This window comes from Nocardia sp. BMG111209 (genome assembly GCF_000381925.1).
Taxonomy (GTDB): domain Bacteria; phylum Actinomycetota; class Actinomycetes; order Mycobacteriales; family Mycobacteriaceae; genus Nocardia.
In genome coordinates, this window is record NZ_KB907307.1 from 4,897,540 (window position 1) to 4,910,231 (window position 12,692).

The following is a 12,692-nucleotide window of genomic DNA, read 5'->3' on the forward strand; positions in this document are numbered from 1 at the left end:
TCCCCCGAACCTTCCGACACACGATCCGAAAACCGAGGAGACCCGCAATGCCGCTCGTCACGCGCGTGACGGACCTGATCGGCGAGACCCCCCTGTTCGAACTCGCGACGACCGACACCGGAACCCGGCTGTTGCTCAAGCTCGAACAGTTCAACCCGACCGGGACGGCCAAGATCCGAATGGCCCGAGAAATGGTGCTCGATGCCGAGCGCCGTGGTTTGCTCGGGGTTGGCGGGCATATCATCGAATCCACGTCCGGCAACACCGGGCTGGGACTGGCGGTCGTCGCGGCCGAGCGCGGCTACCGGTTCACCGCCGTAGTCGACCACCACGCCTGCAAGGACAAACTGCGCGCGATGCGAGCCATGGGCACCGAACTCGTCTTTGTCGCCGACGACGGCGACGATACGCTGGCCACCTCGGCCCGCGAGGATCTGGCCGCGGACATGGCCGCCGCCGAGACCGACGGCTACTTCACCGAACAGCACAACAACGATGCCAACGCAGTCGGTTACTACGCGGTCGCCGAAGAGTTGCTGAAGGATCTCGGTCGGGTGGACATCCTGCTGTCGGCCGTCGGCACCGGCGGTTCGCTGTTCGGGACGGCCCGGCGGTTGCGCGAAATGGGCTGTCAGCCGCGCGTGATCGGCGTCGAACCGGTCGGCTCGATCGCCTTCGGCGGCCCGGGTGGCCCGTACTGGCAGTCCGGCACCGGCACGCCGCCGGGCGCGACCGTCGGCACCGCTGTCGACTACACGCTGCTCGACGAGGGGCTGACGGTGACCGATGTGGCGGCCTTCGCGACCACCCGCGCGGTGGCACGGAAACTGGGGTTGCTGATCGGCGGCTCGGCCGGCGGCTCGGTGTATGCCGCGCTCACCCGGCTGGCGGACTTCCCACCCGGGTCCACGGTGGTCACCATCGTCTGCGACGGCGGCGAGAAGTACCTCGACACCGTCTTCGACGACGACTGGATGAACGACCGCGACCTGCTGGACGAGGCCACCGAACGCGAGGTGACCGCACTGCTGGACCGTTACGCACCGGCCACCCGAAACCTGGTGTGCGCACTGTGAATTCGACCCACGACAGGAGGCAACTCCGATGACCGCCGACCGGGACGACCGGCCGGACGGGCGGCGCCTGACCGCGCTGGCCACCCCGATCGCGCTGACCCAGCTGGCCCAGGTGGCGGTGTCCACCACGAATATCGCGCTGATGGGTTCGCTCGGCATCACCCAGGTCGCCGCGGGCGGCCTGGCGCTGACGCTGTTCAACCAGATCCGGACGATGTGCGTCGGACTCGTCACCGCCACCGGCAACCAGGTCGCGACCGCCGCGAGCCGGGCCGAGCAGGAGTCGGGACAGCACACCACGGCCGGCCGGGCACCGCACGCGCCCGGCGGCACCGTGGCCGACCCGGCCGGTGACGAGATCCGCGATGTGGTGCGCGCCGGATTCCTGATCGCCACCGTCGCGGGGGTGCTCGGCGCGCTGATCCTGGCCGGGCTCGGCTGGGCACTGCAATGGCTCGGCCAGGACGCGGCCGTACTCGCCACGGCCCGGCCGATGCTGATGGCGCTGGCGCCCGGCCTGCTGCCGTGCCTGTGGTTCCAGGTGATCCGGCAGTACACCGTCGGCATGCAACGCCCGCAGGCGCTGCTGCTGGTGACGCTGGGTTCGGTCGCGCTGAACGCCGCGCTCGCGCTGGGACTCATGCACGGCTGGGGCGGCCTGCCGGAACTCGGCCTGACCGGGATCGGGGTCGCGAGCTCGCTGGTCTTCCTGATCACCTGCCTGGTGTTCTGGGTGATGGTCCGCCGCGACCCGATCCTCAGCGCCACCCTGCCGCTGCGGATGTGGCCCGTGCACCTCGGGACCGTCGGCGCCGAGGTGCGGCTGGGCCTGCCGATCGCGCTCACCTACGGCTCCGAGGCGGGCATGTTCTCCGTGCTGGCGCTGGTGATGGGTTCGCTGGGCCCGGCGGCCCTGGCCGCCCACAACGTGGTCTATCAGCTCGTGTACATCGTCTTCCAGGTGGCGATCGGGTTGTCGCACGGAGTGTCGATCCTGGTCAGCCGGGCGGTGGCCCGCGCGGAACATCAGCGCGCGCACGGGCTGGCCCGGCTGGCGCTGCGGCAGGCCGCGGTGGTCGCGGCCCTGGTCGGCGTGCTGTACGCGACGGTGCCCGATGTGGTGCTGCGCCCGTTCCTGACCGGTGACGACCACGAGACGGTGGCACTCGCGCACCGGCTGCTGCTGATCGCGATCGTGTTGCAGTTCTTCGACGCGGCCCAGAACATCGGCAACGGCCTGCTGCGCGGGATGCAGGACACCCGCGCCGGATTCCGGCTGTCACTGGTCGGGTACTGGGTTGTGGGCTTGCCCACAGCGTTGATACTCGCGCTGCCGGTCGGGCTGGGCGCCGCGGGTGTCTGGTGGGGCCTCACCGCGGGCCTCGCGGCGACCGCCGCGCTGATGCTGCGCCGCTACTTCGCCCTGCTCCAGCACCGGGAGCGGGAGACACCGCGGGTGCTGGCCGGTAGCTCGAGCGCGGGGACGTGAACACCGACCGGCACGAAACTCTCATCGGCGTGTAAGCAACCCGTCACCGGCCGTCGGCACTGCGCGAAAATCGGCTTCGCTATCCTGGCCCGGAGCCCGACGCCACGACGAATACCCGCTCCGGGAGGAGTCCGGTGCACATCAACAGAGTCGCAGAATACCCGCGACCGAATCACGTGCTGTTCCATTTCAGCGATACCCACTTCATCGCCGGAGACGGCGAACTGTACGGCGCCGTCGACTCGGAGCAGCGGCTGCGCCGACTGCTCGAGCGAGCCCTCGCCAGCCGGATCACTCCGACGGCGATCGTCTTCACCGGCGATCTCACCGATCGCGGCGAGGCCGGTGCGTACGAGAAGCTGCGCGCGCTCGTGGAGCCGTTCGCGACGGCCGTGGACGCGCCCGTGGTCTGGCAGAACGGCAACCACGACGACCGCGCCACCTTCCGCGAGCAGCTGCTCGACGAGCGGCGCTCGGCCGAACCCCTGGACCGGGTGTACCAGTTCGACGGACTGCGGATCGTCACGCTGGACACCACGGTCCCGGGTGAGCACCACGGCGAGATCTCCGCGGACCAGCTGGAGTGGCTGCGTTCGGTGCTGGCCGAACCGGCGCCGTTCGGGACGATCCTGGCCATGCACCATCCGCCGATCCCGTACATCCAGGATCTGGCGGTGACGGTGGAGCTGCGCGAGCAACGGTCGCTGGCCGATGTGCTGGACGGCTCCGACGTGCGCAGCATCCTTTCCGGGCACCTGCACTTCTCCACCACGGCGACCTTCGCCGGTATCCCGGTGTCGGTGGCCTCCTCGGCCTGCTACAGCCAGGATCTGGCGGTCGAATCCGGTGGCCAGCGCGGCCGCGACGGCGCCCAGGGCTTCAACTACGTGCACATCTATCCGGACACCGTGGTGCATTCGGTGGTGCCGGTCGAGGAGGGTCCGACGGTCGGCCGCCCGGCCACCGCGGCCCAGACGGCCGAACGCCTCACCGAGGCGGGCATCGTGATCCCGCCCGCCGCCGGTATCCCGCACGTGGTGCGGCGACGCACGCGCGAGGCCGACGGCGAGACCGTCTCCTAGCCCGCCGAGGTCACGCGGCGCCCTGTTCCACGGCCGGCTGCCGCCGGTCGGCGCCGCGCTCCCACGGCGCCGGATCCGGGAAGTAGCCCTCGAGGAATTCGGACACGATGCGCACCCGGTCTGCCTCCGCGACCTCCGGGAAACTGCCGTCGTTGAGGCAGAAGAAGTCGACGTTGCGGCGGCGGCCCAGATGGTCGAGCAGCGCCAGTCCGGCATGACCGGTGGTGTCGACGTAGCGCATCTTCGCGGCCTCCTGCGGGACCGCGCGACCGGTGAACAGTGCGTAGTAGTGGTACAGGCTGTTCGTGACCGAGATATCGGTGGCGGACCGGAAACGGCTGGCCCGGGTGCGGGCGAAATCCTCCGGGAACGCCTGCTCCATCTCGAGCAGTACGCTGCGCCGCAACGGCACCGGCGTATGTTCCAGATGCCGGGTGAGCACCTGCCCGAACCGCCGCGCCAGCAGCTCCCGATTCACCCGGGCCGCGTTCTCGAAACCGCTGCGCCGCTCGTGATTCGGGCCCGGGCCGATGCGGGTGCCCGCCTCGACGAACCGGCTGATGCCGGCCGGGGTGAAGAACATCGACGGCCGCACCGGACGGGCGAAGAACATGTCGTCGTTGGAGTACAGGAAGTGCTCCGACAGTCCCTCGATGTGGTGCAGCTGGCTCTCGACGGCATGCGAATTGAAGACCGGCAGCACGCCGATATCCGAGAAGTGTTCCGCCGCACGGACGATGGTGACCTTCGGGTCGTCGGCCAGCCAGTGCGGCACCCGCGAATCGGTGGCGATGAAGATGCGCCGGATCCACGGCGCGTTCTTGTGCACCGAACGCAGCGCGTACCTCAGCTCGTCGATCTGGCGGATGCGGGCCTCGGCCGCGTCGCCCTCGCCGACCACCACCTGTGCCATCATTCCCGCACGGCGAGCACGGAATTCGGGGTCGGAGCCGTCCACCCACGAGTAGACGATGTCGATGTCGAATCCGACATCGGCGGGATGCGGATCGAACATGCCGACCAGGGTCGGCCAGCCCGCGTCGAACGCCAGCACCGTCGTGTACTCGACGTCGGCGAGGTCGAAGACGCTGCGGGTCAAGGCATTCGGGCGCGGGCACTCGACCGTGTCGCCGTGGTACCGCCAGAGCTCGAGTTCCACGTGGTGCGCCGGATCGGCATCGCGACCCAACCGGAAAACGTTGTGGCGCAGCTCGTTACAGCTGAATCCGGAGGTGATGGCCGCTCCCAGCACCCGGCGCAGCGCCGGTCGCTGTGCGGCGTCGACGGCCAGCACCGGCCGCGCATCGGCGTCCCGGACCAGCAGGAACGGCACCTCCGCGGCGACCAGCTCGGCCCGCAGCCAGTGCAGGTCGTCGAGTACCGCCGCCGAGGCGGTCACCGTCGCCGCCGGTCCGATCGCGCTCATCGCATCGAAATCCATCATCACCATCTCTCCTGCATACGCGTGGGGGCACCCGCCGCCGGGGTGACGGCGGGCCGGGAATACCGGGTTCAGTGCGACCGGTGTGGCCGCGTGGTGCGACTGTTCGGAAACGCCGCCCACAGGCGTTGCTCGCCGAGCGGCTGCACGCCGGACGGTCGCCGATCGAATCGGGGCTCCATCAGTTCTCACCTCACCCACGGCCGGACGCGCGCATGCGTCGACGGATCAAGCTGCTGCGCTGCCGCACCACCAGCGTTCGGTGCGGATACGCACACGACAGTATGGACGACTCAGTTCACCGGACGGCCATCGGCCGGCTACCTGCCCGACCACGATCGGTCGGGGAACTGTTACGAATGATGCAACCATCCATACCGGTTCGTCAACCCGAACCAACGCAGGTCACACGTCTTTTTCATGACGGTGACAATTGCGTGCCGAACCGTCGCGAACTCCCGGTCGGCGACCCCCGACCGAGGTTAGGCTCACCAATGCTGATATCATCTCGGCCACTCTCGCGCATACGCGATTCATCGGCGATTCTCCGTCTCGCACCCCATACCTCGAGCGGGCATGTGACACAACGGCTTACACTGCACTTACACGTGGCCCAGCCCGCCGCGTGAGCCGACCGTGAGGTGACGCATGGTAGCCCAAGCCCAGGAACGTCAACAGCCCTCGACAGCGCACCCCGAGCTGGATGCCCTACCGCACTGGCCGCTGGACACGATCGGAGTGCTGATCACCACCGATCCCGGCCCGCACGCGATCCCCGTGTCCTGGCCCGTGCGCGCCGGGGATCGGCGAATTCTGTTGAGCCTCAAGTACGATCGCGGATCGCTGGCCCGATTGCGCAAGCGCCCGGACGTGGCACTGCTGCTGCTCGCGGACGGTAACGTGGCGCTGTGCGCCCGTGGCCCGGCCCACATCGTGGCCGATCCGATGCCCGGCGCGGACGACTACGTGGCCGTCGCCATCGATGTGGATGTCATCGACGACCACCGGCAGTCGGCCTTCCAGGTCGTCGGCGGCATCCAGCGCACGGTGCTCGACGATGCGGAATTGCGTTACCTGCAGGCGCGCGTCGACACCCTGCACCGGATCGCCGACGACGATAATTGACCGAATGATCGCAGCTTTCTCCGTGACCCCGCTCGGCGCGGGCGAGGATGTCGGCCGGGCCGTCGCCGAGGCGGTCCGGGTCGTCCGGGCCAGTGGCCTGCCCAACGAGACCAACGCCATGTTCACCTCCGTCGAGGGCGAATGGGACGAGGTCATGGCGGTGATCAAGCGGGCCACCGACGCGGTGATGGCCGTCGCACCGCGGTGCAGCCTGGTGATCAAGGCCGATATCCGCCCCGGCGTCACCGACGGACTGGTCAGCAAGGTGGAGAGCGTGGAACGGTACCTGGCCGAGGGCTAGGCCACCGCCTCCGCCGGCTCACAGCACGGACGGCAGCCCGAAGGCCGGGAACAGCTGCGGCGCGTGGAACAGGTCCATGCGCGCGATGCCGCCCCGGTCCAGGGTCAGTACGTGCAGGTTGGCGGCCCGCAGTTCCGGCGTGCCGCGCCGCCGGTAGGTTGCCAGGGCCGGACGGCCGTTCGCGCGGGTGGGCAGCAACCGGAAATCGCCCTCCAGGGCGAATACCGAGGCCAGGAACTCCAGCACGGCGGTCCGTCCGCGGAACCAGGCGGCGTAGGGCGGCATCTGCAGGTGCACATCGTCGCGCAGCACCTGCTCGAGAGCGCCGATGTCCAGCCGCTCGAACGCGCGCACGTACCGCTCGAGCAGTTCGCGCTGTTCGGGATCCGAGAGCACCGCCGACGTGGCACCCGAGCGCGCCCCCGGCGCGGTACCCGAACGCGCCCCCGGCACGGTACCCGCAAGCGCCGCCGGCACGGTACCCACCGGCGCGACATCGGGCCCTTCGATCGCCGCCACCCGCACCCGCGCCCGCTGCAGCGCGCTGTTCACCGCGGCGGGACTGGTCTCCAGCAGCGCCGCGACCTCGTCGGCGCGCAGCACGAGTACGTCGCGCAGGATCAGCACCGCGCGCTGCAGCGGCGGCAGATGTTGCAACGCCGCGACGAAGGCCAGCCGGATGCCGTCCCGCGCCGCCACGACCGCGGCCGGATCGCCGTCGCCGAGCAGCGCGTCCGGAAACGGTTCCAGCCAGGGCAGTTCCGGTTGCGGGGAGAGCCGGCTCACGTCGACGGCCGGGCTCGACTCGGACAGATCCTCCGGCAGGGCCCGCCTGTGCGCGTGTTTCAGTTCGGTCAGGCACACGTTGGTCGCGATCCGGTACAGCCAGGTGCGCACCGACGCGCGCCGCGGATCGTAACTGCTCGCGGCACGCCACGCCCGCAGCGAGATCTCCTGCACGAGATCCTCGGCATCGTGCAGCGATCCGGTCATCCGGTAGCAGTAGGCGAGCAGTTCGGCTCGATGGGAGTCGGTGGCGGACACCACCTCCTCGACCGTCACGGTCATGCAGCCATGGTGCCACGGCGCGTCCGCGACCGGGGAAATCCACCGCACGCGATGAATTTCCGGGGCGGGGTGAGTACGTACCGGTGATAGTTGCTCCCGACCGGAAGGGCTCCTTCCCGATGACTCCCCGACAGCGCTGGACCCTCGCGCTGACCTCACTGGCCTCCCTGATGGTGGGGCTGGACGCGCTGGTGGTCGCCACCGCGCTCAACACCATTCGCACCGGCTTGCACGCGGGCATCGCCGAACTGGAATGGACCGTGAACGCCTACACCCTCGCCTTCGCGATGCTGCTGCTCACGGCCGCGGTGATCAGCGATCGCGTCGGCCGGCGACGGATGCTCGCCGCCGGACTCCTCGTTTTCACCGCGGCCTCGGCGGCCTGCGCGCTGGCGCCGGACGTCGCTACCCTGATCACCGCCCGCGCGGCCCAGGGTGTCGGCGCGGCGATGGTGATGCCCGCCGCGATGGCGCTGATCGGCGCGGCCTTCGATGCCCGGCAACGCGGCGCGGCGATGGGTATCTTCGGCGGCATCACCGGACTGGCCATCCTCGGCGGGCCGGTCCTCGGCGGCGCCGTCGTCCAGGCCGCCACCTGGCAGTGGATCTTCTGGCTCAATGTCCCGATCGGGGTGCTGCTGATCCCCGCGGTACTGAGCCGGGTCACCGAGAGTCACGGCCCGGTGACCCGGCCCGACCTACCCGGCCTGCTGCTGTCCGGCGGCGGCGTGCTCGCGGTGGTCTGGGGTCTGGTCCGCGGCGGCGAAATCGGCTGGGCCACGGTCGAAACCGTGTCCACCCTGGTCGGTGGCGGACTGCTGCTGGCGCTGTTCGCGGGCTGGGAACGGCGCGCACCGGCACCGATGGTCCCGATCCACATCTTCACGAATCGGGTGTTCAGCGCGGCCAATCTGGCGAGCCTGTTGCAGACGGCGTCGATCTTCGGCACCGCCTTCTTCTTCGCGCAGTACCTGCAGGCGGGTCTGCACGAGGGGCCGCTGGCCTCCGGTCTGCGGCTGCTGCCCTGGACGGCCACGCTGTTCGTCGTCGCTCCGATCGCGGGCGCCCGGATCAACCGGATCGGGGAACGTCCGCTGATCGTCGCCGGATTGCTCGCCCAGGCAATCGGATTCGGCTGGATCGCGCTCGCCGCCGGGTCGGGCTATCCGGCCCTGATCGCACCGATGGTGCTGGCCGGGGTCGGCGTCTCGGCCGCGATGCCGGCCGCGCAGAGCGCGATACTCGGCGCGGTCGACCCGCAGGCCATCGGCACGGCCTCCGGCCTGTACAACACGGGCCGGCAACTCGGTGGCGCCCTCGGAATCGCCGTCGTATCCGTCGTTTTCACCGCCTACGGCGGTTACGCGACACCGGCGACGGTGACCGACGGGTTCCGCGCCGCGATCGCCGTCTCGGCCGCCCTGTCCGCGGCCGGCGCGGTGGCGGGACTGGCGGTGCGGCGCCGGGCGGCGGCCGTCGTGCCCGCGGAGCCGGTGGCAGAGGTTACGCCGGTGTGAACCGGCCCCGATGACGGCGGCCGCCGGATCGACCAGCGACGATCCGGCGGCCGTCCGTTTCCGCTGCCCCGCACCGGCATTCGCCGCAGACGTCCGGCACGCAGACGACAACGAACCGCAGGTGAACACGAACGGGCGCATCGGGGCCGAAATACCAACTGGTTCCGTATTTTTCGCTGTATGGAGTTCACTGACCGGAGCCCGCCCGTTCATACCGCGCCCGTAGCGTTGAAGCGTCATTCCGGGGACTGTTGAGCAGCCCTGAGGAATACCCGCTTCGAGCGCGTACTTGCCGGTGTCATGTCCTGGTCCGGTACGGGCGGAAACGAATCAGGTTGCAGCGGTGAACAACAGGAAATCGGATCCCTGGGATCCGGCGTGCCTGCGATTGCCCGGAATGCTACGGCGCGTCCGCGCCTGGATACTGGCAACGCGGCGACGGCGGTGGACGGCCGGATTGTCGGCCGGCTTGTTCGTATTGTTCGTATTCCCCGGTCTGCTGGGGACGGCGGCCGCCGCCGATACCAGCGATCGGACCCCGGGTTCCTCGGTCGGCAGCGCCCTGTCCTGGACCCAGGTCGCCGATTCCGCCGGCGTACCGGCCGCGAATTACCTCTTCGCCACCGATCACGGCAGCATTCTGCATCCGGGTAATACGGCGCTGTCGATCGTGCTGGGCCTGGAGTTCGCGGGCTGGAAGATCATCGTCATCACCGCGATCTGGCTGATCGGATACGCGCTGAGTTTCGCGTGGCTGAACCTGATCTCGAAAGCGCTGCTGGAGGTGGGCCACAGCCTCACCGGGCAGATCGCCACACCCGCGATGCTCATCACGGCGGCCACGATCGGCGCCTTCTTCGTGGCCTGGTTCGTCATCCGCGGCTATGTCGCCAAGGCCACCATCCAGGCCGCCACGATGGTGATCGTGGGCATCCTGGGGCCGCTGTTCCTGTCCGAGCCGCTCGCGGATGTGCTGTCCTCCCACGGTTTGGTGGCCCAGGGCCGCGATCTCGGCATCGAGGTGGCGGCCGGGCTGAACGGCAACAACAGTGTCGATCCGACCCATATGGTCGCGACCATGCAGGCCACCCTGACCGACAACTTCGCCCGCAGGCCGTTGCAGGTGTGGAACTTCGGCCATGTGATCGACAACGAAAGCGGTTGCCGCGCAGCGTGGTCGGCGGCCGTGGCGGCCGCCAGCGAGAACCGGGTGAAACAGGGTATCGGCAGTTGCGGGGACACCTCTGCCCGCGACACCATGGACAATCCCGGTTTCGAGCAGATCGCCACGGGAGTTCTGCTACTACTCTCCGGAACGATTCTGCTGCTGTTCGGGGCGACGCTGGCGATCAAGGTGATCTGGGCCGCGCTGGACACCATCTATCACGGCCTGATGTCGATATTCGGTTTCGCCGCAGGCGGTTTCGTCTACGGGCCGACGCAGACGTTCCTCATCCGCAACGTGGTCGACGGCTTCGTGGCCGCCGCCCGGATGACGGCCTTCACCATCTTCCTCGGCGTCTACGTCCTGATCCTGCGCGACCTGTTCGACGCGGCCGGCGACCAGGTGATGGTCGTATTCGTCATCGGCGCGATCCTGGAGATCATCGCGATCTTCCAGTTGAAACGACTCAACAAGAGTCTGCACAGCGGTAACGAGTGGATCGCGAACCGGTTCGCGCTGGCCGTCCAGGGCGCGAACAGCAAGGGTGGCGCGGGCGGCAGCGGCAGCGCGCGAGCGATCGGCATGGGTACGATCGGCGCGAACCATTCGCTCGCCGCGAGTATGCTGCCGATCTTCGCCGCGGCCTCCACCTTCGGCAATTCACCCATCACCGAATTCATGTGGGGCCGGACCCGAAACCCGTTGCGGCCGAACGCCCGGATGGAGAAGCGGGCCCAGATCGGGCAGTGGGGATTCTGGGGCGCCGACGGGGTCGGTGGGCCCGACGGCGATTACGCCCAGTCGTACATGCATCGCCCGCTGTACTGGAAGGCCGCGCTCGCCGCGGTCGAGGGGCGTGGCGGCCGGGCGGTTCTCGGGGGCGGCGCCGACCGCAAGTCGTTGCTCGGCGCGGCCGTGTCGTTGCAGGGTCTGATGGACGTCGGCGGCAAGACCTCGGATGCCCGAGCCGCGCTGATGAAGGCCGGTTACGACGACGAGACCATCCACCGGGCGATCCGCGCATGGCAGATCGTCGAATCCGACGCCAGCGGCTGGACACTGTCCAACAAGAACCTCGGGCATGTGGTCTCCGCGGTGCACCGCGTCAATGCCACCGCGCTGGACATGGTCGCCGGTGTCGGAGAGGCGCCCGACGCCGCGGCGGCGATCGGCACCCTGCAGGCCACGGCCTTCCGTTTCCATCGGACGTATCGCGGCGGCGTCACACTCGACCACGGGAACCCGCACGGCCCGCAGAGCGCGTGGGTGAACGACTACTTCGCCACCCCGACCGAGGCGAAGATCACCGAACTCGGGCTGGTCGCCAGCGGCAAAACCAGTTCGGACCCCTCCCTGGCCGGTATCAGTCAGGTCAACGCCACCCGCATGATGGACGCGATCGGCACCCGGCACGCGGACGAGATCCTGGCATCCGTGAACAAGTACGTCGCGAATCCGGAGGACCCGCAGCTGTTGCGAGAAGCCAGACGGTCCATCTCCGCGGCCACCAACACCGATCTGTGGGCGACCGGCACCAAGCGGACGCCGTGGAACGCGCTGGTGCCGCCGGGCGAACATTGGTCGGGCGATCCGGCCGTGATGGGTGCGTGGGCCGCCGCGCACGTACCGGTGACCGCCGCCCTGAACGGCGGTTAGCGGCCCGGACGGTCGGCTCCCGGCGGATCACTCACCGGGCGGCGGGCCAATGGGCTCGCCAGTCGGCAGCGGTCAGCGCCGCACGCTCACCCCGCGCCGCCTCCGCGGCGTCCTCCGCAACCCGGATCCGCGCGGCGACATCGAGGGTGGCCTTGCGCAGCCGTTCCTCCGCGCTGCCGGGACCACCGAGCCGGATCACCCGCAGATCGTCGGGGATCAGATCCTCGGGCAGCCCGGCGGCGGTGGCGCGGGAGCGGATCTTCTCCGCGAGCGCCAGGGCCGGCTGGGCCATCGCGATACCGTCCAGGCAGGAACGCCGGGCCTTCTCGGCGGATTTGCGCTCCTCCCAGGCACGTTCCTGGGCGGCGATCTTCGTCTCGACGTCGGCCTCGGGATCCACCGGTCCGCCGTCCAGGTGCGGGCTGCGGTGCACCAGCTTCGCGACCAGGGTCGTGGCCACGTCGTCGACGGTGAATTCGCCTGCGGCCTCGGCGATCCGGGAGTGGAACAGTACCTGTAGCAACAGGTCGCCGAGTTCCTCGCGGATGGCGTCGGCGTCGCCGTCCTGGATGGCGTCGAGCAGTTCGTAGGTCTCCTCGAGCAGATACGGCCGCAGCGAGTCGTGGGTCTGGGTGACCTCCCAGCCGCCGAACTGCCACAGCCGGTCCATCACGTCGACCGCCTCGGCGAGGCTGCGGGCCATCGACGCCGAATCCATCGCGACCCGGTAGTCCTCGGCCGCCGCCATCGGCAACGGGACGGGGCTCGGCGC

The 12,692-nt window shown here is 69.4% G+C and carries 10 protein-coding genes; 7 read left to right on the top strand and 3 right to left on the bottom strand.

Annotated features, from left to right (window positions below; genetic code table 11):
* Positions 1-47: 47 nt before the first annotated feature.
* The 3 genes from G361_RS0122755 to G361_RS0122765 all read left to right on the top strand — a co-directional run bounded on the left by G361_RS0122755 (position 48) and on the right by G361_RS0122765 (position 3,647).
* The gene (locus G361_RS0122755) at positions 48-1,076 is read left to right on the top strand and encodes a PLP-dependent cysteine synthase family protein (protein WP_019929427.1); all 1,029 of its coding nucleotides are present in this window, start codon (positions 48-50) and stop codon (positions 1,074-1,076) included.
* 28 nt (positions 1,077-1,104) lie between these two features.
* The gene (locus G361_RS0122760; RefSeq protein ID WP_019929428.1) at positions 1,105-2,565 is read left to right on the top strand and encodes an MATE family efflux transporter; all 1,461 of its coding nucleotides are present in this window, start codon (positions 1,105-1,107) and stop codon (positions 2,563-2,565) included.
* A 134-nt stretch (positions 2,566-2,699) separates the two neighbouring features.
* Positions 2,700-3,647 carry a metallophosphoesterase gene (locus G361_RS0122765; RefSeq protein WP_026343382.1) on the top strand — a complete coding sequence of 316 codons (948 nt, stop codon included), beginning with the start codon at positions 2,700-2,702 and terminating at the stop codon, positions 3,645-3,647.
* Between the two features lie 10 nt (positions 3,648-3,657).
* Here the strand turns inward: G361_RS0122765 and G361_RS0122770 are convergent, their stop codons facing one another.
* Positions 3,658-5,097 carry a stealth conserved region 3 domain-containing protein gene (locus G361_RS0122770; RefSeq protein ID WP_019929430.1) on the bottom strand — a complete coding sequence of 480 codons (1,440 nt, stop codon included), beginning with the start codon at positions 5,095-5,097 and terminating at the stop codon, positions 3,658-3,660.
* A 639-nt stretch (positions 5,098-5,736) separates the two neighbouring features.
* Here G361_RS0122770 and G361_RS0122775 point away from each other — a divergent pair.
* Both G361_RS0122775 and G361_RS0122780 read left to right on the top strand, forming a co-directional pair.
* Entirely contained in the window at positions 5,737-6,213 is a 477-nt protein-coding gene (locus G361_RS0122775; protein ID WP_026343383.1) for a hypothetical protein, read from the top strand.
* 4 nt (positions 6,214-6,217) lie between these two features.
* On the top strand, positions 6,218-6,514 hold the full coding sequence (locus G361_RS0122780) for an MTH1187 family thiamine-binding protein (protein WP_019929432.1): 297 nt from the start codon (positions 6,218-6,220) through the stop codon (positions 6,512-6,514).
* A gap of 18 nt (positions 6,515-6,532) precedes the next feature.
* Here G361_RS0122780 and G361_RS0122785 read toward each other — a convergent pair whose 3' ends face one another.
* A complete protein-coding gene (locus G361_RS0122785) occupies positions 6,533-7,582 on the bottom strand; it encodes an RNA polymerase subunit sigma-70 (RefSeq protein WP_036495382.1) in 1,050 nt (349 codons plus the stop codon).
* A 119-nt stretch (positions 7,583-7,701) separates the two neighbouring features.
* Here G361_RS0122785 and G361_RS0122790 point away from each other — a divergent pair, with 119 nt between their 5' ends.
* Positions 7,702-9,099, top strand: a complete 1,398-nt coding sequence (locus G361_RS0122790; RefSeq protein WP_019929434.1) for an MFS transporter — start codon at positions 7,702-7,704, stop codon at positions 9,097-9,099.
* Between the two features lie 469 nt (positions 9,100-9,568).
* Complete coding sequence (locus G361_RS0122795) at positions 9,569-11,920, top strand: hypothetical protein (RefSeq protein ID WP_155981556.1); 2,352 nt, start codon at positions 9,569-9,571, stop codon at positions 11,918-11,920.
* Positions 11,921-11,951: 31 nt separating this feature from the next.
* Here the strand turns inward: G361_RS0122795 and G361_RS0122800 are convergent, their stop codons facing one another.
* On the bottom strand, positions 11,952-12,638 hold the full coding sequence (locus G361_RS0122800; RefSeq protein WP_036495384.1) for a MazG nucleotide pyrophosphohydrolase domain-containing protein: 687 nt from the start codon (positions 12,636-12,638) through the stop codon (positions 11,952-11,954).
* Positions 12,639-12,692: the final 54 nt, after the last annotated feature.

What these genes read in the sequence shown, in the direction of transcription:
- G361_RS0122755 (WP_019929427.1), top strand. Translation starts at nt 48, where the DNA reads ATGCCGCTCGTCACGCGCGTGACGGACCTGATCGGCGAGACCCCCCTG.
- G361_RS0122760 (WP_019929428.1), top strand. Translation starts at nt 1,105, where the DNA reads ATGACCGCCGACCGGGACGACCGGCCGGACGGGCGGCGCCTGACCGCG.
- G361_RS0122770 (WP_019929430.1), bottom strand. Translation starts at nt 5,097, where the DNA reads ATGGTGATGATGGATTTCGATGCGATGAGCGCGATCGGACCGGCGGCG.
- G361_RS0122775 (WP_026343383.1), top strand. Translation starts at nt 5,737, where the DNA reads ATGGTAGCCCAAGCCCAGGAACGTCAACAGCCCTCGACAGCGCACCCC.
- G361_RS0122780 (WP_019929432.1), top strand. Translation starts at nt 6,218, where the DNA reads ATGATCGCAGCTTTCTCCGTGACCCCGCTCGGCGCGGGCGAGGATGTC.
- G361_RS0122785 (WP_036495382.1), bottom strand. Translation starts at nt 7,582, where the DNA reads ATGACCGTGACGGTCGAGGAGGTGGTGTCCGCCACCGACTCCCATCGA.
- G361_RS0122790 (WP_019929434.1), top strand. Translation starts at nt 7,702, where the DNA reads ATGACTCCCCGACAGCGCTGGACCCTCGCGCTGACCTCACTGGCCTCC.
- G361_RS0122800 (WP_036495384.1), bottom strand. Translation starts at nt 12,638, where the DNA reads ATGGATTCGGCGTCGATGGCCCGCAGCCTCGCCGAGGCGGTCGACGTG.